The 19,275-nt window shown below is 59.6% G+C and carries 15 protein-coding genes; 8 read left to right on the top strand and 7 right to left on the bottom strand.

Annotation, left to right across the window (positions count from 1 at the left end):
* The first annotated feature begins 74 nt into the window (after positions 1-74).
* From hrpB to GF108_RS01710, 3 genes are all read left to right on the top strand, one after another.
* Positions 75-2,522, top strand: coding sequence for an ATP-dependent helicase HrpB (gene hrpB, locus GF108_RS01720; protein WP_370462044.1), 2,448 nt, complete (start codon positions 75-77; stop codon positions 2,520-2,522).
* Between the two features lie 83 nt (positions 2,523-2,605).
* Positions 2,606-3,907, top strand: coding sequence for an ActS/PrrB/RegB family redox-sensitive histidine kinase (locus tag GF108_RS01715; RefSeq protein WP_153666625.1), 1,302 nt, complete (start codon positions 2,606-2,608; stop codon positions 3,905-3,907).
* A gap of 67 nt (positions 3,908-3,974) precedes the next feature.
* A complete protein-coding gene (locus tag GF108_RS01710; protein ID WP_027230594.1) occupies positions 3,975-4,538 on the top strand; it encodes an ActR/PrrA/RegA family redox response regulator transcription factor in 564 nt (187 codons plus the stop codon).
* 56 nt (positions 4,539-4,594) lie between these two features.
* On the opposite strand, the gene GF108_RS01705 is transcribed toward GF108_RS01710, so the two are convergent.
* A complete protein-coding gene (locus tag GF108_RS01705; RefSeq protein WP_153666624.1) occupies positions 4,595-5,089 on the bottom strand; it encodes an MmcB family DNA repair protein in 495 nt (164 codons plus the stop codon).
* Positions 5,090-5,269: 180 nt separating this feature from the next.
* On the opposite strand from GF108_RS01705, the gene GF108_RS01700 reads away from it, so the two are divergent.
* Entirely contained in the window at positions 5,270-5,887 is a 618-nt protein-coding gene (locus GF108_RS01700) for a L,D-transpeptidase (protein ID WP_027230592.1), read from the top strand.
* A gap of 77 nt (positions 5,888-5,964) precedes the next feature.
* Here the strand turns inward: GF108_RS01700 and GF108_RS01695 are convergent, their stop codons facing one another.
* On the bottom strand, positions 5,965-9,066 hold the full coding sequence (locus GF108_RS01695; RefSeq protein ID WP_153666623.1) for a GH92 family glycosyl hydrolase: 3,102 nt from the start codon (positions 9,064-9,066) through the stop codon (positions 5,965-5,967).
* A 271-nt stretch (positions 9,067-9,337) separates the two neighbouring features.
* Here GF108_RS01695 and GF108_RS01690 point away from each other — a divergent pair, with 271 nt between their 5' ends.
* Positions 9,338-10,969, top strand: a complete 1,632-nt coding sequence (locus GF108_RS01690; RefSeq protein ID WP_370462088.1) for an alpha-D-glucose phosphate-specific phosphoglucomutase — start codon at positions 9,338-9,340, stop codon at positions 10,967-10,969.
* On the opposite strand, the gene GF108_RS01685 is transcribed toward GF108_RS01690, so the two are convergent.
* From GF108_RS01685 to GF108_RS01675, 3 genes are read right to left on the bottom strand one after another with little or no spacing between them, the layout of a single operon-like run.
* Complete coding sequence (locus GF108_RS01685; RefSeq protein WP_153666621.1) at positions 10,970-11,731, bottom strand: RES family NAD+ phosphorylase; 762 nt, start codon at positions 11,729-11,731, stop codon at positions 10,970-10,972.
* On the bottom strand, positions 11,691-12,074 hold the full coding sequence (locus GF108_RS01680; protein ID WP_153666620.1) for an MbcA/ParS/Xre antitoxin family protein: 384 nt from the start codon (positions 12,072-12,074) through the stop codon (positions 11,691-11,693). The genes GF108_RS01685 and GF108_RS01680 overlap by 41 nt, the downstream gene beginning before the upstream one ends.
* 53 nt (positions 12,075-12,127) lie before the next feature.
* Complete coding sequence (locus tag GF108_RS01675) at positions 12,128-13,507, bottom strand: cytochrome P450 (RefSeq protein WP_153666619.1); 1,380 nt, start codon at positions 13,505-13,507, stop codon at positions 12,128-12,130.
* Between the two features lie 217 nt (positions 13,508-13,724).
* Between GF108_RS01675 and GF108_RS01670 the strand changes: the two genes are divergently transcribed.
* The 3 genes from GF108_RS01670 to gyrB all read left to right on the top strand — a co-directional run bounded on the left by GF108_RS01670 (position 13,725) and on the right by gyrB (position 18,605).
* A complete protein-coding gene (locus tag GF108_RS01670; RefSeq protein WP_153666618.1) occupies positions 13,725-15,485 on the top strand; it encodes a hypothetical protein in 1,761 nt (586 codons plus the stop codon).
* Positions 15,485-15,907, top strand: coding sequence for a hypothetical protein (locus GF108_RS01665; RefSeq protein ID WP_153666617.1), 423 nt, complete (start codon positions 15,485-15,487; stop codon positions 15,905-15,907). Before GF108_RS01670 ends, GF108_RS01665 begins: the two co-directional genes overlap by 1 nt.
* 256 nt (positions 15,908-16,163) lie before the next feature.
* The gene (gene gyrB / locus GF108_RS01660) at positions 16,164-18,605 is read left to right on the top strand and encodes a DNA topoisomerase (ATP-hydrolyzing) subunit B (RefSeq protein WP_153666616.1); all 2,442 of its coding nucleotides are present in this window, start codon (positions 16,164-16,166) and stop codon (positions 18,603-18,605) included.
* On the opposite strand, the gene GF108_RS01655 is transcribed toward gyrB, so the two are convergent.
* Positions 18,606-19,034, bottom strand: coding sequence for a type II toxin-antitoxin system VapC family toxin (locus GF108_RS01655; protein ID WP_153666615.1), 429 nt, complete (start codon positions 19,032-19,034; stop codon positions 18,606-18,608). It abuts the gene before it with no gap.
* Positions 19,031-19,270, bottom strand: a complete 240-nt coding sequence (locus tag GF108_RS01650) for a plasmid stability protein (RefSeq protein ID WP_153666614.1) — start codon at positions 19,268-19,270, stop codon at positions 19,031-19,033. Before GF108_RS01650 ends, GF108_RS01655 begins: the two co-directional genes overlap by 4 nt.
* Positions 19,271-19,275 lie beyond the last annotated feature (5 nt).

The raw sequence follows: 19,275 nt of genomic DNA, 5'->3' as shown, positions 1-19,275 counted from the left end.
CGTCAACATCATCCCACTGGACTCCCTGATAAGAAGCCTGCCAAAAAGCCTGCACTTAGATATCGGACCTGTACGTGAAAGAACTGCCGCCCCTTCCTGTCACCGAAATCCTGCCGGCGCTCGATGATGCGCTGGCGCATGGAAGCGCTGCCGTGCTCGTTGCCCCTCCCGGCGCGGGCAAGACCACGCTCGTGCCGCTGCACCTGCTTGGTGCGTCATGGCGGGGGGATGGCACGATCGTCCTGCTGGAGCCGCGCCGCCTCGCTGCCCGCGCTGCCGCCAACCGCATAGCGAGCCTCCTTGGCGAGAGTGTGGGTCAAACCGTCGGGTATCTCATGCGGCTTGAAAACAAGGTCTCGGCGAAGACGCGCATACTCGTGGTGACGGAAGGTGTGTTCGCCCGCATGATCCTCGATGATCCGGGGCTCTCGGGCACTTCCGTCGTGCTTTTCGATGAGTTTCACGAGCGTAGCCTCGATGCGGATTTCGGCCTGGCCCTGGCGCTCGATGTGCAGGCTGCATTGCGGCCCGACCTGAAGCTTCTGGTCATGTCGGCGACGCTCGACGGCGCGCGCGTGGCCAAACTCCTCGGCAGTGCGCCAGTCCTCGAAAGCAAGGGCAGGTCCTTCCCCGTCGATATCCGCTATCGCGAGCGCAAGCCCGATGAAAAGATCGAAGATGCAATGGCGCGGGCGGTGCGGGACACGCTCGCCGGGGAGAGTGGCAGCATTCTCGCTTTCCTCCCCGGACAACGCGAAATCGAAAGGACCATCGCAGCACTCGAGGGGCGTGTTCCGGCGGACACCTTCGTCACGCCGCTTTATGGCGCGCTGGAGGGTCGTGACCAGGATGCCGCCATCAGCCCGCCACCTCCCGGCAAACGCAAGGTGGTGCTCGCGACTTCGATTGCCGAAACCTCCATAACAATCGATGGCGTGCGCGCCGTCATCGACAGCGGCCTTGCGCGCCTGCCGAAATTCGAGCCGGCGACCGGGCTCACCCGGCTCGAAACGGTGCGGGCGTCGCGCGCTGCCGTCGAGCAACGCGCCGGGCGTGCCGGACGCACGGAGCCCGGTGTTGCATTGCGTCTATGGCGGGCGGAACAGACTGCGGCACTCGAGGCCTTCTCGCCGCCGGAAATACTGGAGGCCGATCTTTCCGGCCTTGTCCTCGATTGCGCCGCATGGGGCGTCAAAGATCCGGCCAGCCTTGCATTTCTCGACATGCCGCCAGTGCCCGCGGTCAAAGAAGCAAAGGCGTTGCTCAACGAACTTGGGGCGCTCCACGATGATCGCATCACGCCGATGGGCGAGGCCATGCGCAATCTCGCTTTGCCCGTCCGTTTGGCCCATATGGTGCTCGCGGCACGCGAGCGCGGGCAAGGCACGCGCGCTGCCGAAATCGCTGTGCTTTTGACGGAGCGCGGCCTTGGCGGCAACGACGTCGACATCGAAACGCGACTGGTGCGCTTTGAACGCGAGCGCGGCGATCGGGCGGCACGCGCGCGCGGACTGGCGAAACGCCTGGCTGGCAAGGATACAGGCGAGGCAGACGCGCAGGAGAGTGCCGGGCGGCTTCTCATAGACGCTTACCCGGACCGTATCGCCAAGGCTCGCGGCAATGGCCAGTTTACGCTCGCCAATGGCCGTGGCGGCGAACTCGACCCCGCCACCTCGCTGGCAAAATCGCCATGGCTCGTCGTCGCCGATCTGGCGGGGCGGGCGGGCCGCGCACGCATTCTTTCGGTAGCGGAAATCTCCGAATCGGACATACGCGCCGCTCTCGGCGATCGCATCATCAATGGCAGGCAGGTCAGTTATGACCCGGCCCGCAACGCCTTGCAGGCGCGCGAAGTTACGCGTATCGGCGCCATCGCGTTGTCGGAGAAGACCTTGCCGGCGCCAACTGGTGAAGAAGCCGACCGAGGCGTCATTGCGGCCGTCAGGGACCACGGCCTCGACATCCTGCAATGGTCCAGGGAAGCGGCGATCCTGCGGCGTCGCCTCACCTGGCTGCATCAGGGTCTTGGCGATCCTTGGCCGGCGATGGACGATGCGTCGTTGCAAGCGAAGCTCGAAGACTGGCTGTTGCCTTACCTTAACGGAACGGCGCAGCTTGGCCAGATATCGGGACATGCGATCGCCGAGGGGCTGCGTGCGCTGGTGCCTTATGATTTGCAGCGCAAGATCGATGCCTTGGCGCCAACGCATTTCGAGGTGCCGACCGGTTCGAATATTCCGATCCGCTATGAGGCGGAAGCGCCTGTGCTCGCGGTGCGCGTGCAGGAACTGTTCGGGCTCGGGACGCACCCGGCGATTGCCAGCGGAACGGTGCCGCTGCTGCTGGAGCTGCTGTCGCCGGCGCATAGGCCGATCCAGATCACCCGCGATCTACCGGGCTTCTGGAAAGGCTCCTGGGCCGATGTGCGCTCCGACATGCGCGGCCGCTATCCCAAGCATGTTTGGCCGGACGACCCCGCCAATGCAGTGCCCACTGCCCGCGCGAAACCGCGGGGAACCTGAGCGGCACAACCAACGATTGACGCTGAAGCGGGCTCATAGGAATCATGTTTCCATTTGCGTGAGCTTTGTTCTAAATCACCTCCATGGTCCAGGATTTCCAGACACGCTCATCTTATCTGTCGCGCCGGCTGCGGCTGACGACGCTGATCCGGCTGCGCTGGCTTGCGGTTGCAGGACAGAGCATCGCCGTGCTCTTCGTCGCGCTCTATCTGAAGTTTCCGTTTCCCGTCAGCATATGCTTCGCGCTGATCGCCTGCTCGGCCTGGCTGAACCTCCTTATGTCGTTCCGCTATCCGATAAATCACCGCCTCGAACCGCGGGCCGCCATCACCGTGCTTGCCTTCGACATATTGCAGGTGGCGGGACTGCTTTACATGACCGGAGGGCTGCAGAACCCGTTCGCCGTGCTGATGATCGTGCCAGTCATCATCTCCGCGACGTCGCTGCCGGCCTATGCAACGACCGCACTCGGCCTTCTGGTAACGGCCTGCGCAACGTTGCTGGCCTACGTGCACCTGCCCTTGCCCTGGTATGAGGGCGAGACGATGCAACTGCCCTTCGTACTGATCGCCGGCGTCTGGTGTTCGGTCGTTTCGGCCCTGGCATTCACCGCGGTCTATGCCTACCGCGTCGCCGAGGAAGCCCGTCTCCTCGCCGATGCGCTCAACGCCACCGAACTGATCCTGCAGCGCGAGCAGCATCTCTCCGCGCTCGATGGACTGGCCGCCGCCGCCGCGCACGAGCTCGGCACACCGCTCGCAACCATCGCGCTCGTTGCCAAGGAGATGGAGCGCAGTCTCAAGAAGGATGACCGCTTCGCCGAGGATATCGAGCTTCTCCGCTCGCAGACCGAGCGTTGCCGCGAAATTCTCAAGCGGCTGACGAGCCTGTCGTCGACCAGTGAAGAGCACATGTCGCGCCTGAAAATTTCTTCGCTGATCGAGGAGGTCATTGAACCCAACCGCAATTTCGGCATCAACATCGTCGTCTCGAAGATGCGCGGCGAAGGCAATGAGCCGGTTATCCGCCGCAATCCCGGCATTATCTACGGTCTTGGCAATCTCGTCGAAAATGCCGTCGATTTCGCGCGCGAAACCATCAACGTCAATTGGGGCTGGAGCGACAGGACCGTCGAAATTGTCATCAGCGATGACGGCAAGGGTTTTGCACCCGATATTCTCGACCGGATCGGCGAGCCGTACACCACCGGCCGTGACCGCGCGATCAACGAGCATGGTGGCGGTCTCGGCCTTGGCCTCTTCATCGCCAAGACATTGCTCGAACGCTCAGGCGCGACAATCACCTTCCGCAATCGCAACGATCCGGGGCAGGGGGCAGAAGTCGTTGTTATCTGGCCTCGCCATCAATTGCTTACTGATGGATAATCTTTGACTTTTTGTTCATTGCGAACCATTAACATCCATATTTACAGTGAATGAGCAGGAATACCTGATGGAAAACACGGATCAGGACGATATTGAAGCGATCGGCGGCGATCGAACACTTCTTCTGGTCGATGACGACAAGCCCTTCTTGCAGCGGCTGGCCCGCGCCATGGAGTCACGCGGCTTCGTCGTCGCCATTGCCGATTCGGTCGAGGCGGGTCTTGCGAGCGTCAAGGTCAATGCGCCGGCCTATGCGGTCGTCGATATGCGCCTTGGCGACGGCAACGGCCTTGATATTATCGAGGCGATCCGCGCACGCCGCGAGGATACGCGCGCGATCGTCCTGACCGGCTATGGCAATATCGCGACCGCGGTAAACGCCGTCAAAATCGGGGCGATCGACTATCTTTCAAAGCCTGCCGATGCTGACGAAGTCTTTGCCGCGTTGACGCGCCGAACCGGTGAAAAAGTTGCGCCGCCAGAAAATCCGATGTCGGCCGACAGGGTGCGCTGGGAGCATATTCAGCGGGTCTATGAAATGTGCGACCGCAATGTTTCGGAAACGGCGCGCCGGCTCAACATGCATCGCCGCACGCTGCAGCGGATTCTCGCCAAGCGCGCCCCGCGTTAGATCGTGGTGACGATTAAAGCACTCACTGGTTCTTTAGCTATCTGAAACGAAACGCTTTATTCCACATCGGTCTCGGGCAGTTCGATGCCGGCGAGTTCTGCGAGCGTCATGCGCGCAGCACTGACCCGCGCAAAGCGCAGGGTCATGGCCTTGCGCGTAGCGCCGGGCAACCTGTGCTCGGGGGCGTCGCGAATGATTTCGGCGCCATAACCGTCCGAAAGGATGAATCCGCAATCGTCCGGAAAAATATCGGCGGGAACGCCGGGGTGAGTCGCGAAGAACAGCCGGTCGCAATGCTGGCGGTAAACCGGCCATTTGCGATCGACCCGGAAATCCTCGATCGAGGATTTGATTTCGACGATCCAGATTTCACCACTGCGCGTCAGGGCAACAAGATCCGCGCGCCGGCCCGAGGCCAGCGGCAGTTCCGGCATGACCGCGAGGCCGAGTTCGAGGAACAGCCGCTGCACGCCGCGGCGCACCAGCATGGCGTTTTCCGACTGGCGGCCATCTATCAAAGGGCTTGTCTGACCTAGGGAGACGAGTGGCATAAACGAGACAATACCGACAAAACTGCAACCATGGGTAGGAAAACCAATCGCCAGGTTGAGCAAAACATGGTTAACGAAACACTGCGCTTTACAGTTAATCAGGCATTAACAATATTGGCGCAAGAGAGGCAACAGCTAAACCAAACGCCGATTCGCGCACAATTATTCACTGGGGTAACCATGCAACTGAAGACTATCGTCCTTGCGGTTGGACTGATGAGTGCAACCGCCTTGACCGGTTGTTCGACAATCGGGCTCAGCTATTCGACCGCGTCCTATAATTCCGTCGTTGATGCGGGATACGTCATTCCAGCGGTTCCGCGCACCAAGATCCCGCCGCAATATCTGCGCCAGGAAGTCAACTACGACGGCGGCGAAGCGCCGGGAACGATCATTGTCGATACCAAGGCAAAATATCTCTACTACGTCCTGGGCGACGGCCGCGCGATGCGCTACGGCATCGGTGTCGGCAAGCAAGGCTTCGAATGGTCGGGCAGCGCCCGCATTGCCTTGAAGCGCGAATGGCCGACATGGACCCCTCCGAGGGAAATGATTGCACGCCAGCCGAAGCTCGCCGAGTTCCGCGACGGCATGGATCCGGGCCTGAGCAATCCTCTCGGTGCCCGCGCCCTCTATCTGTTCAACAAGGGCGGCGATACCGGCTATCGTCTGCATGGCACGCCGGAATGGTGGTCGATCGGCAAGGCGATGTCGTCGGGCTGCATCCGCCTGATGAACCAGGACATCATCGACCTCTACAATCGCGCCGAAGTTGGCGCCAAGGTCATCGTCCGCTAGCATTCCCCGGCATGTAAAAAGCGAAGGGCTCCGGCATGGTCGGAGCCCTCCTTTTTTGTCCTGCGAACGCTTCTGCGTCAGTTGAGGGCACACTCCTTCTCCGGCTTCAGCCGCGGCGTCTGTGTGCCGTCCGGTGCGAAGGATGGCGGCAGCAGCGCGGCCGGCGGGTTTGAACCCCAGCAACTTGGCTTGTCGCTCAACGTGAACTCCAGGCGCGCACCCGATGATAGTTTGTCGAGGTCGATCCATGGACTGTCATGGGCTGCCCCGTTCACCGTCAGTTTCTGGATATATTTGAGCGGTGTCTTGTCGGCCGCGATCGTGAGGACCTTGCCGTTGCCGAGCTTGATCCTCGCCTCGGAAAATAGCGGGCTGTGCAGCGCGAAGCCGGATACAGCGGGTATTTCCGGATAAAGGCCGAGGGCTCCCCAGATATAGACGCCGGACATCGCGCCTTCATCATCATTTCCCGGCAACCCCGAAGGCGAAACCGCGAACTGCTCGTCAACGATGCGCCGGACCAACGCCTGCGTCTTGTATGGCTGGCTCGTCCAGTTGTAGAGCCACGGCGTAAGGAAGCCCGGTTCGTTGCCAATCCACAATCTCGCGGGTTGATAGCTCCAGCCGCCATTGAGGTTCTTTGTGAACTCATCCAGGCGGGCAATCCCGTCCTTTTCGGTTCCCTTGTCTTTGTCCGTATCGATCACCAGCTTGGCGAGCATGCCGCGAATGTCGTGCGGGACCATGAAGGTATATTGCTCGGCATTGCCTTCGCGGTAGTCATTATCCCAGCTTGAGACTGGTAGATATGATCGCCAGGTTCCGTCCTTGTTCCTTGGTTGCAGTTGCGGATAGGGCTGTCCAACGACATTGCGCCAGTTCGGGTTGAACAGGTTGGCCCAGTTGCCCGAACGCGAAAGAAGGGTCTTCGGCTCGTCCGCTTCTGCTCCGGCGACGATCTGGGGATCCGTCGCAGCGACGCCGCTCGCGTATCGAGAGACGGCAAAGTCGCTGCTGGCATATTCCATGTTTGTGGATGTCGGCTGACCCTCGCCGTCACCCCCGGCGAGATAGCCTCGCTCCATATAGCCCTTGAGACCCGGCAGGTTGGTCGTAGTCCGGCATTCTGTGGCGCGGCCAAACGCCGTATCGAGCATGATCTTGCGCGCCTTCTGCCTGTCGAAGCCTGATGCGCCGAAGGCGTTCGATTGGGCGACGATAATCGACGCGCCGTCACCAGGCATGATGTTGCTGCTGGTATTTCCCTCCGCCCACATCGGGAATGTCCCGCCGCAATCTTCCGCGTCGAAAACCAGCGACTGCATCATGTCCCCGACTTCATCGGGCGCAAGCAGAGCCTGGAGCGGCGCAAGCGACCTGTACGTGTCCCAACTCGAAAAAGTTGTATATTGGACATGGCCCTCCGGGGCCTTTTTTGTGGTGCCGGCGTCATTGAAGCTGATGTACTCGCCGTTCACATCGCTGAATACGGATGGCGCCAGGAAAGCATGATACATGGCCGAATAAAATTTCGTCTTTTCGTCCCTGGTCCCACCGGTAACCTGGATTGCATTCAGCCGCTTGTTCCATGCCGCATCCGCTTGCTCGCGGGCCTGTTCGAAAGTAAGCGGTCCGCCCTCCGCTTCGAGGTTTGCCTTGGCATTGGCGACGCTGACATAGGAAATGCCGACCTTCATCAACGCCTTGACCGGAGCGGACGGCGGGGGCGCCGCGAAGGTGAGCGTGATACTGTTGCCGCTTTGAGCCGCGGTGAAAGCCTGGTCGAGCGTGGCATAGAAATATATCTTGTAACTGCTTCCGCTGCCACAAAACGCGCCTCCAGTTGCATAACCGGAGACGGTGCGGTCTGCTTCGCTGGCTGCGATGGATGAAGAGGATCCGGTGTAGTTCGTGCTGGCCTTAATTTTCAAGAGCGCGGGTTTGCCCTCGGGATAGGTGAAGCGTCCCAATCCACTGCGCACTGTACTTGTCAGTTCTGTTCGAATGGCATTCGACATTTTGACAGAGTAGTATCCCGCCCTTGCAACCTCGTCATTGTGGCTGAAGGGAATGGTGCCTTCTTTTGCGTCGATCTGCGGCATGATGGGAATAGCGCCGCCGGAAGGACAACCGACGCCGCTGAGATGTGTCATGCTGAAACCGGTGATCGATGCTTGCGGGTAGTGATAGCCGGGCGGGCTCCACGTTCCTGGAACTCCCGGCGTATCGGGACCCCATGCAATCATTCCGAATGGGGCATTTGCCGATGGCGTAGTGAACCCACCAAGCAGGTCCTCCTTGCTTCCGGTATCGGTCGGAGGGACCTGCCCGGTTCCGATCATCGGATCGACAAACTGGGTTAGTGCCATGTCCGATTGATCCGGACGTCGTAGAGTCATCTCGATTTCGGCAAGACGGGCGAGGATGTTTTTCAGTGTTGCAGGATCGCCCGCCGGTTTGGCTGCAAGATCCTTCTGCAACTGCGCGAGCGTCGCCTGCAGCGCCTTGATGGCCTCCGGATCGCCGCTCGGTTTGGCCAGAAGGTCCTTCTGAACCTGGGCAAGCGCGTCCTGCAACGCCTTGATAGCGACTGGATCGCCATCAGGTTTGGCTGCAAGTTTCGCCTGCACCTCGGCAAGCGCGTTCTGCAACGCCTTGACAGCGACAGGATCGCCGTCAGGTTTGGCTGCAAGTTTCGCCTGCACCTCGGTAATTGTGTCCTGAAGCGCCTTGACAGCGACGGGATCGCCGTCCAGTTTGGCTGCAAGTTTCGCCTGCACCTCAGCAAGTGTGTCCTGAAGCGCCTTGACAGCCTTTGGATCACCGGCAGGTTTTGCCGCAAGGTCGTTCTGCAATTGCGTCAGCGTCGCCTGCAGTGCCTTGATGGCCTCCGGATCGCCGTCAGGTTTGGCTGCAAGTTTTGCCTGCATCTCGGTGATGACGGTCTGCGCGCGCTCCAGGTCTGCAACGCCTTGCGTTAGCGTTGTGCCCAAACTGCCGGCTGCCGCCTCAAGCTTGCTCTGGCCATCCTTCAGGCTTTGAATCTCGCCGGCCTGCTGGGCAATCGTCTGTTCGAAACTGCTTGTGTCGTTGTTGCTGTCTGTCTTGCTGTCGTTATTGCAACCCGCCAGCAACGATACTCCAACCAGACCCGCCACGAATGCGGTCCGTGATCTCATAATTTCCTCCCAATGAATTAAGTATGATGTGCAAGATGAACATCCGTCGGCGGTAATCGCCGGACAATATCAACATCCTCGCCGGTTCGAAATCTGCGACCGGACGGGCGCCTCGCCAATTTACCTCCTGGTTAGCGAAAGGCACCAAGGGCGTAAGGCCTGTCAATTCTACGAAGGTCGTAAACATGCTTGGCTCATCTGAAAATCGTCATGTTGACCTGCTACGTCCCGCCCCAATAGATTGAGGCAGATGCGCAGAAACTGGAAGGTCATCATGTTCAAAACCATTGCCACCACACCATTCGACGACCAGAAGCCCGGAACGTCCGGCTTGCGCAAGAAAGTCCCGGTCTTCCAGCAGAAGAACTATGTCGAAAACTTTATCCAGTCGGTTTTCGATGCGCTTGAAGGATATAAGGGTGAGACGCTCGTTATCGGCGGCGACGGCCGTTACTACAACCGCGATGTGGTGCAGATTGCCTTGAAGATGGCGGCCGCCAACGGCTTCGGCCGCGTGCTCGTCGGGCAGGGCGGCATCCTCTCGACGCCCGCGGCATCGAACGTGATCCGTAAATACAAGGCCTTTGGCGGCCTCGTTCTTTCGGCCAGCCACAATCCAGGCGGTCCGAACGAGGATTTCGGCATAAAGTACAATATCGGCAATGGCGGGCCGGCGCCGGAGAAGATCACCGAGGCGATTTTCGCGCGTTCGAAGGCGATCAAGCAATATGTTATAGCGGAAGCTGCAGATATCGATATCGATACGATCGGCAAGCGCGAAATCGCCGGCATGCAGGTCGAAATCATCGATCCGGTTGCCGACTATGCGGCGCTTATGGAACAGCTCTTCGACTTTGATGCGATACGCGATCTCATCAAATCTGGTTTCACCTTCCGCTTTGATTCGATGCACGCGGTGACCGGCCCCTATGGCAAGGAGATTCTTGAAAAGCGCCTTGGCGCGCCGGAAGGCACATGCGTCAACTTCGTGCCGCTGCCCGATTTCGGCGGGCATCATCCCGATCCCAATCTCGTCTACGCCAAGGATCTCTATGACCTTTTGATGTCGCCGGACGGCCCGGATTTCGGGGCCGCGTCCGACGGTGACGGCGACCGCAACCTGATCATCGGCAAGGGCATCTTCATCACTCCATCCGATTCGCTGGCGATGCTTGCAGCCAATGCCCATCTGGCCCCCGGCTACAAGGCGGGCCTCAAGGGCATTGCGCGTTCGATGCCGACCAGCGGTGCCGCGGACCGTGTCGCCGAAAAGCTCGGCATCGGCATGTATGAAACGCCGACGGGCTGGAAGTTCTTCGGCAATCTGCTCGACGCCGATATGGCGACTATCTGCGGCGAGGAAAGCGCCGGCACCGGCTCGAACCATGTGCGCGAGAAGGATGGGCTTTGGGCTGTGCTCCTCTGGCTCAACATACTTGCCGTGCGCCGCATGAGCGTCATTGACATTGCCAGGGAACATTGGGCGACCTACGGGCGCAATTATTATTCGCGTCACGACTATGAAGGCGTCGATACGGCTGGGGCCAACAAGATGATGGACGATCTGCGCGGCAAACTCGCTTCGCTTCCCGGCACGAAGGTTGAGGGTCTGACGATCGCAACCGCCGACGACTTTGCCTATCGCGACCCTGTCGACAAGTCGGTAAGCGAAAACCAGGGCATACGCGTTCTCTTCGAAGGCGGCTCGCGCGTCGTCTTCCGCCTGTCGGGCACCGGCACATCGGGCGCGACGGTCCGTGTCTACGTGGAACGCTATGAGCCCGATCCGAACCGCCACGATCTTGAGACACAGAGCGCACTTGCCGACCTTATCCGCGCTGCGGAGGATCTTGCCGGGATCAAGGCTCACACGGGCCGCGACAAGCCGAGCGTGATCACTTGATTATTGCCGCGCCGCGCCTTTAACGCGCGGATCGTCGCCAAAGGTCGCGAGGGTGAAGCCCAGCCGCAGGTCCGGCATGTCGCATATGGCATTGACGCCGTAGTCGGAGAAATGCAGCCGCCATGTCGTCTTGCGCACGGGGTTGGGCATGGCGAAGCAGGCACAGGAGAGCAGGGCGAGATTGGCGCCGCCTTGCGGATCGCGAACGGACTGGTAGCGAATGAGATCGATGCCCGCCGCAAGCGCCGCATCGGCAAGGGCGAGGCAGGCGGAATAGTCGGTTGGATGCGTCCAGCGGCTTCGATGTTCGGCAAAGGGCGCGACCGTCAGATCGATGGCATGGGTCGTGGCGTAGCGCGCTTCGAACGCGGTGAATTCGAGCGCATTGCGCGGCCAGGGTGTGCCCGGACTTTCGATGAAAAACAGCAGACGGTAAAAAGCGGTTTCGGCAACCGCCGTTTCGACCATCTCGCTCGAGTAGAAGACGCCCGGCGAATAGCCTTCGCGGCGAAAACGCGAATTGCCTGGATAGCGCCCGTAGCGAAACGGGGTCGCCAGCAGATAGTCGAGATGAATGCAGGCGGGCGGCAGCGGCGGCTTAGTGGCTTCGAGTTCATCTTCAAGCAGGGCCTGTTCGGCGAGCGTGTCGACGAGTTTTATCGTTGAAACGCGATGTTGCGCTTCAACGAGACGCCAGCAGCCGCCATGGCTGTCCCTGGCTTCAGATCGGAGCGCGTCGGGCGTCCAGATAGGCGAGGACATGGGTGAGGCCGTCAATGGTTTTGATCCGGTTGAGCGGCTTGCCGCCGAGTATGGTGTTGTCAGTTCGCATCCATGAGCGCGCAACCGCATCGTCGCCGCCGACGATAGCGTCGAGCGAACGGTAGAGGCGGATGAAAAGCAGCGCGAGTTCATAACTCTTGCCGGTGAGCGGCGCGCCATCGAGGCTACGCTTCAAACGCGATATGCTTGGCTCCGAAAGTCCGACAATATGGGCGAGTTCCTTTGCGGTGAGGCCCAGCAGTTCCGATGACCGCAACAGCGCCTTGGAAACAACGGCGGTTCGATCCGGGATTTCTGAAAGCGGCTGAGCAGCGATTCCCATGGATATTCCTTTCAATAGAAAGAAATATATAGAATATTTCCTAGGAAATCAAGTTAGCGCCGCGCCTGCACGCTCATTGGCAACCCGCCATCGGGTTGCGTGGTCAATTTCTGCACGGGCCATGGCTTGTAGGCGCCGGCGACATCGAATCTGAAGCGGTAGAGCAGCGTCGCCAGCGCGATGATCGCCTCTTGCAGCGCAAAACTTGCGCCGATGCACACGCGCGGCCCGGCGCCGAACGGCAAATATTGGAAACGGTCGATCCTATCGCGATTTTCCGGGTGAAAACGCGACGGCATGAACGCATCGGGATTTTCCCAATAGAGCCGATGGCGATGGACCGTCCACGGCATGACCAACACGGCTGCCCCCTTAGGCAGTTTCAGGTCCATATATTGATCATCTTCGATCGGTTCGCGGTTGATCGAGGGAGCCGGGGGATACAGCCGCATTGCTTCCTCGAAAGCAGCGCGGGTGAGCGGCAATGCATCGAGCCAGGCATGCGGGGGCGGCACGTCCGCCTGCGCCATAAAGGCGTCGATCTCGGCTTCGATCAGATCGCGTTCCCATGGCGCCTTGGCGAGGAGATAGAGCGTCCAGCCCAGCGCGCGCGCCGTGGTTTCATGCCCGGCGCCTATGAACGTGATGATATTGTCCTCGATCTCGGCGCGCGAAAGTCCCTTCGGGCCTTCCGCCCTGAGCAGCAGGGTCAGAAAATCGTTTGGAACCTTGTCGCCTTCCCGGTCCATGCGCTTGCGGCGCATCTCCATGGTATTGGCAACGATCTGCCGGAAGAAGGCGAGGGCCCGCCTGCCCCGGATCTGAGTGAAGCGTGGCATCCAGGTCGGTGCCCCAAGAAGGTCGAGCGGATCGACGCGGCCCATGGTTTCAAACAGGCGGTCGACCTCGTGCGAAAACTGGTCCGGGTCGCCCGCAATCTCGCCGGAGAACAGGGTCTCGGCCAAAATATCATAGGTCAGCATGGTCATGTCGCGCGACACGTCCGTAGGCCCGGAAAGGTTGTCGTAGCGTTTGGCGAAAGTCTCGCTCGTCCGCTTCATCGCCTCGGCAAAACCATTGATGTGGCGGGGCGTAAATACCGGTGCCATGGCCTTGCGAGAACGGCGCCACGTTTCGCCTTCGGCCGTCAGGAGACCATCGCGCAAGATGGGGCGGAGGATCCGCTGGCGAACCGCCGCCATCTTGTAGTTCTTGGCATTGTCGACGAGGACATGGCGGATGAGGCCGGGATCATTGGCGATGATAGTGTGGGCGAAGGACCAGTCGATCGACACCCACGGCTCGTTATAGGAAGGCTCGCCCCATAGTTCGAGCGGGTTGCGATAAATGGTTCGAATAAGACGCAAGGTTCCGACCGGCCCGGTACGCGGGACGGGCGCTGGCGGAACAAAGGCGCTTTGAAAAGTATCCATATTAGCAGGCTCCTGCCGACCATGTGGGCATGTGGGTGGAGAAATGCCAATGGTTTCTTTTGGGGCGGCGCCAGCCATTTTGTGCTTGACGGCGCAAACTGGATAAGGTGTGCTCCGCCTCGAGCTTGCGACGTGATTTTAAATTCCAATTTCTACTGCCTCTTTTTTACCCGCCTGCACTGATATCGTTCCGGTCCATATTGTGAGGTTTTTGATTATGAATTTTCGCCTTTGCTGGCTTTTGCTGGCTGTTTTCCTGGCATCGTGCGACGGAGGATCGGATTCCGACAGCGCCGATGTGACGCCGACCTTTAATCAACGCGCGCCAGTCCAGCCTCAGCAGGCGCCGACGTCGACTGTTCCAGCGCCTCCGCCCACATCTGTTTCCGTTAAACCGATAACGGCGGCAGATTATGACCCCGATGGAAGACTGGATCATTCGGACGCTCGCGAGGTCTCAGCCAGCAAACCGCACACGATAGCGCTCAAGGGAACCTCCATTCCCTTCACGGCGACCGCCGGTCAGTTGATTGCATCCAAACCTGGCTCAGGTCTGTTCAATGCTGAAGCGGTGATCTCCTACACGGCCTATACGCGCGATGACCAGCCGCGGGATGCGCGCCCAATAACCTTCGTGTTCAATGGAGGGCCGGGCTACTCATCTGCCGATCTGGATATTGGCTTCCTTGGGCCCATGCAGGAAGACGGCCCGGCCCCATCGAAGGACGTCATCGGGACGTTGAAAGACAATCCCAACACGATTTTGGACAAGACGGATCTCGTCTTCGTCGATCCGGTCGGGACCGGCAATTCCCTCGCCATCTGGCCGAACAGGAACAGTGACTTTTGGGGCGCCGATAGCGATGCCAAAGTCTTGCGGGATTTCATCACGCGCTATGTGAACGTGTATAACCGCCAGAACTCGCCCAAATATATTTACGGCCTCTCTTATGGCGGATTTCGGGCGCCAATCATGGCACGTCTCCTGCTGGAGAGCGGCACCAGCCAATACACGACATTCACCACGAGCAAAAACGTCCTTTCCGGGCTCGTCCTGAATTCCCCGATATTGGATGTAACGAGTAGCTGCTACTTGTTCTACGTAAGCTGCGGCGGGGCGATCCCGACCTATGCGATGGTGGCCGGCTTTCATGAGAAGTCGACGGCTCGTGAAGGTCAGTCAACCGAACAGTTTTTAGTCAGTGCTCGCGCGTTCGGCAGAGAGTTCGATGGACTCTACAACAAGATTTTCAAAGAGACGGATGCGAATGTACCCGACAGAAAGTCTTGGGAGGCTTATATTAGGCAGCCGGAAGGTGGCGCGTTTCTTGACAAGCTTTATGCGTTTACAGGGATAGGCAAACAATATCAGCCGGGCGACAATGCCAATAACAATCCGTGGATTGCGACGCCTAATTTGAACCCGGTTGACTTTACTCATATATTTGCACTTGGAGCGAGCCGGCTTTATCTCAATGATGGACGCTACTTTGATGAGCCGGAAGCGGTAGATCCGGTCTTTGATCGCACGAGCGATTACTTCGCCTGGCGAAAAGATTACCATTCCAAGTTCATTGGCTACGAACCTCAATCGCCTTATGTTGGCTTCAACGGTAAGATCATCGATATCTGGGATTATCAACCCGATCCTCAAACTATAGCCGATAACCAGCAGCGGGAGCGCAACAGTATCCCGGACTTGACATTCAGCATGACGCTCAATCCAAATTTGAAAGTCCTGGTTCAGCACGGCTACTACGATCTGAATACGCCATTCAATCGGTCGGAAGTTGACCTTCAGATAGGCGGCCTCACCGACAAGGTGCCGGTCAAGCTGTATGAGGGTGGCCACGGAGTAGCGCCTTTGTACACCGGCTCTTATGACAAGTTGATGCAAGATCTGGGCGCCTTCTACGATGGGCCACTGGCGACAATGTTCGCCGCATCCAACCCGCCCGCATTTGAACAGGTGAAATAATGAAACGACATCATATCTTCGCGTCGATCCTGATTGGCGTCATATGCAGCGCCTCACTCGCCAGTGCGGGTGATTTCGGCAGCGAGTCGCGGCAGCAGCGTGGCCTGATGAGAATGCAGCGGGGCTTCGCGCCGCGTCAGGCGCCATCGCGGATGGCGGCGGCTCCATTGACCCGGGCAAGCATCGCGACCGAAGTCGACCAGCGCACAGCCTCGCTCTTCGACCGGGCCGCGGATCCCGCGACCCATCTTGTCACGCAGGAATCCGCTTCAAAGTCCGGGCTCGGCTTTTTTATCGATCACTTCGCCGAGATTGACCGCGACCGGGACGGCAGCTTGAAGTTCAGCGAAGTCAAGGGCTTCCTCGATGCGCGCTCGCCTGTCGCAAAACCTGCGTCGGGATCGGTCCAGATTATTGAATAGCCATTGCGGCTTTAACTCTGTCTGGCGGGTGACTATCAGCCCGCCGGATCAGGCGCGCTGCTGGGTGCGGACCTCTGGTCGTATTTCTCGCCCGGATGAGCCAATTTGGCCATGATCCGTGGATATTCACACCCCTTAGAATTGGAAAAACGTGCGATAAGCACTATATCTAGGCCAAGGACCGGGCATGATTCGCCCGGTTCTGCTATAAATACGGCGCGCCGATCCTGGCGACCCGAGAAAAGATTGAATCTACATGAGCGATACACCGGAACTGACAGTTGAAACCTCGCCAGAATACGGTGCGGAGTCCATCAAGGTTCTCAAGGGATTGGATGCGGTTCGCAAGCGCCCGGGCATGTATATCGGCGATACGGACGACGGTTCCGGCCTTCACCATATGGTCTACGAAGTCGTCGACAATGCCATCGACGAGGCGCTTGCCGGCCACGCGACCCGCGTCACCGTCACGCTCAATCCCGACGGTTCGTGCACGGTCACGGATAATGGCCGCGGCATTCCGACGGACATGCACTCCGAGGGCGTCTCCGCCGCCGAAGTCATCATGACCCAGCTGCATGCTGGCGGTAAATTCGACCAGAATTCCTATAAGGTTTCCGGCGGTCTGCACGGCGTCGGCGTTTCGGTGGTCAATGCGCTTTCTGTCTGGCTGAAACTCAAGATTCGCCGCCAGGGCAAGATCCATGAAATGAGCTTTACCCATGGCGTGGCCGATGCGCCGCTCGTGGTGACAGGCGATGCCGGCGATGCGACTGGTACGGAAGTGACCTTTCTGCCGTCCACTGACACGTTCTCGATGGTCGAGTTCGATTTCAAGACGCTCGAGCATCGTTTGCGCGAGCTCGCTTTCCTGAATTCGGGCGTACGCATTCTCCTCGCCGACCGCCGCCATGCCGATCCGGTCGAGCTCGAGCTCTTCTACGAAGGCGGACTTACCGCCTATGTGCGCTATCTCGACCGCACCAAGAAGGAACTTGTCGCGGACCCGATCTACATTCGCGGTGAAAAGGACGGTACGACGGTCGAGGTCGCCATGTGGTGGAACGACAGCTACCACGAGAATGTGCTGTGCTTCACCAACAATATTCCCCAGCGCGATGGCGGCACGCATCTTGCGGGTTTCCGTGGTGCCCTGACCCGCCAGATGACCGGCTATGCCGACGCCTCGGGCCAGACCAAGAAGTCGAAGGTCACGCTGACCGGCGATGACTGCCGCGAAGGCCTGACCGCGGTCCTATCAGTCAAGGTCCCCGATCCCAAGTTTTCGTCGCAGACCAAGGACAAGCTCGTCTCGTCCGAAGTACGCCCGGTCGTTGAAAGTCTTGTCAACGAGGCGCTGTCGAACTGGCTTGAAGAGCACCCGGCCGAGGGCAAGGTGCTTGTCGAGAAGGTGATCCAGGCGGCCTCCGCACGCGAGGCGGCCCGCAAGGCGCGCGATATCACCCGCAAAAACTCGCTAAGCATCAGCTCGCTGCCCGGCAAGCTTGCCGATTGCCAGGAGCGCGACCCGGCCAAATCCGAAATCTTCATCGTCGAGGGCGATTCCGCTGGCGGATCGGCCAAGGGCGGACGCTCGCGCCAAAACCAGGCGATCCTGCCGCTGCGCGGCAAGATCCTGAATGTCGAGCGCGTGAAACTCGACCGGATGCTCTCTTCCGACCAGATCGGTACGCTGATCCTTGCGCTCGGCACCAGCATCGGCAAGGACGAGTTCAATCCGGACAAGCTGCGCTATCACAAGATCATCATCATGACCGACGCCGACGTCGATGGAGCCCACATTCGCACGTTGCTCTTGACGTTCTTCTTCCGCCAGATGCCGGAACTGATCGAGCGCGGCCACGTCTATATCGCCCAGCCGCCGCTTTACAAGGTGACGCGCGGCAAGTCCTCGCAATACATCAAGAACGAAACCGCCTTTGAGGAGTATCTGATCGACTCGGGGCTCGATGAAACCTCGTTGGAACTGGTTTCAGGGGAAGTGCGCACCACCAACGACCTGCGGGGCGTCATCAATGACGCGCTGGCAGTTCGCCATCTCTTGCAGGGCCTGAACACGCGTTACGATCGCGCGGTCGTCGAACAGGCAACTATCGCCGGCGCGCTCAATCCGGAAGCGATCTCCGATACCGCCAAGGCGCAGGAACTGGTTGCCGAAGTTGCCGCCCGGCTCGACCTCATCGCCGAGGAAACCGAAAAGGGCTGGACCGGCCGCCTTGCCACGCCTGACGATGGCGTCGACGGCTTCGTCTTCGAGCGGTCTTTGCGCGGCGTCAAGGAGACGGTGACCCTCGATATGGCCCTGCTCGGCTCGGCCGACGCGCGCCAGCTCGATCGCTACGCCACCCGGCTCCATGATATCTATTCGCAGCCGCCGGTGCTTCGCCGCAAGGAAAAGGCCGACGCGGTCGCCGGGCCGATGGCTCTCCTCGACGCCGTCTTTGCAGCCGGGCGCAAGGGCCTCTCGCTGCAGCGCTACAAGGGTCTTGGCGAAATGAACGCGGAACAGCTCTGGGAGACGACGCTCGATCCGAACGCGCGCTCCCTGCTGCAGGTGAAGGTCAATGACGCCACCGACGCCGACAGCCTGTTCTCGCGGCTCATGGGCGATGATGTCGAGCCGCGGCGTGAGTTCATTCAGGACAATGCACTGAGTGTGGCGAACCTCGACGTTTAGCTAGGTCGTTTCGTCTTGCCAGGGATTGATCACCGTGAGCCCGGCCGCGGTGAATGGCATTGTGTCTCTCGAGGCGACGGAATATCCCCGGCTCTTTGCGACCGCCGCTATTTGCCCGTCTGCGATTGAGATCGTCCGTCCGGTCGAACGTGCCTGGCTCACCAAAGGGGCGTAGACCAAGGCCGCTTGCCTGTCAAAATCGAGGATCCGATCGCCGAAGAGGTATGAAATGAGTTCGCTCAGCGCGCGATCAAGGTCTTGTTTTCGCTTGCCTTTGGGCAAGAACTCGATCCCGAGAAGAAGCTCCGACAGGCTTGTTGTGGTGAGAAACAGCGTTTCGGCCCCTTGTTGGTCGAGCCATGACAATACCCCCGGGTCCGGACTTCGTTTCAGCGACTCGGCAATAACATTCGTATCAAGAACGATCATTCAAAATCCGCAGGTTCTGCGGGTGTCTGATCCCGGCGGGGTTCAAGGTCAAGCCCGCCATGGCGGCGGCCGAAAGCGGCAAGTTCTGATCCTATCTTCAAGCGATCCTTCGGGCGTGTCGCCTCCTCCAGAATTTCGCGAATTTCGGCCTCCGTGCTCCGCCCGTGTTTGGCGGCACGCAATTTGAGCGCACGATGCGTTTCTTCCGGCAAATTCCTGATGGTTACGGCAGCCATGGTTC

It is taken from the genome of Phyllobacterium sp. SYP-B3895, assembly GCF_009647635.1.
Classification (GTDB): domain Bacteria; phylum Pseudomonadota; class Alphaproteobacteria; order Rhizobiales; family Rhizobiaceae; genus Phyllobacterium; species Phyllobacterium pellucidum.
Note: the sequence above shows the minus strand (reverse complement) of the source record. Positions and strands in the feature narration are given on the sequence as shown.

Excerpts from the sequence above, each read along its gene's own strand:
- GF108_RS01715 (WP_153666625.1), top strand. The coding sequence starts at position 2,606 with ATGGTCCAGGATTTCCAGACACGCTCATCTTATCTGTCGCGCCGGCTG.
- GF108_RS01710 (WP_027230594.1), top strand. The coding sequence starts at position 3,975 with ATGGAAAACACGGATCAGGACGATATTGAAGCGATCGGCGGCGATCGA.
- GF108_RS01705 (WP_153666624.1), bottom strand. The coding sequence starts at position 5,089 with ATGCCACTCGTCTCCCTAGGTCAGACAAGCCCTTTGATAGATGGCCGC.
- GF108_RS01700 (WP_027230592.1), top strand. The coding sequence starts at position 5,270 with ATGCAACTGAAGACTATCGTCCTTGCGGTTGGACTGATGAGTGCAACC.
- GF108_RS01695 (WP_153666623.1), bottom strand. The coding sequence starts at position 9,066 with ATGAGATCACGGACCGCATTCGTGGCGGGTCTGGTTGGAGTATCGTTG.
- GF108_RS01685 (WP_153666621.1), bottom strand. The coding sequence starts at position 11,731 with ATGTCCTCGCCTATCTGGACGCCCGACGCGCTCCGATCTGAAGCCAGG.
- GF108_RS01680 (WP_153666620.1), bottom strand. The coding sequence starts at position 12,074 with ATGGGAATCGCTGCTCAGCCGCTTTCAGAAATCCCGGATCGAACCGCC.
- GF108_RS01675 (WP_153666619.1), bottom strand. The coding sequence starts at position 13,507 with ATGGATACTTTTCAAAGCGCCTTTGTTCCGCCAGCGCCCGTCCCGCGT.
- GF108_RS01670 (WP_153666618.1), top strand. The coding sequence starts at position 13,725 with ATGAATTTTCGCCTTTGCTGGCTTTTGCTGGCTGTTTTCCTGGCATCG.
- GF108_RS01665 (WP_153666617.1), top strand. The coding sequence starts at position 15,485 with ATGAAACGACATCATATCTTCGCGTCGATCCTGATTGGCGTCATATGC.
- gyrB (WP_153666616.1), top strand. The coding sequence starts at position 16,164 with ATGAGCGATACACCGGAACTGACAGTTGAAACCTCGCCAGAATACGGT.
- GF108_RS01655 (WP_153666615.1), bottom strand. The coding sequence starts at position 19,034 with ATGATCGTTCTTGATACGAATGTTATTGCCGAGTCGCTGAAACGAAGT.
- GF108_RS01650 (WP_153666614.1), bottom strand. The coding sequence starts at position 19,270 with ATGGCTGCCGTAACCATCAGGAATTTGCCGGAAGAAACGCATCGTGCG.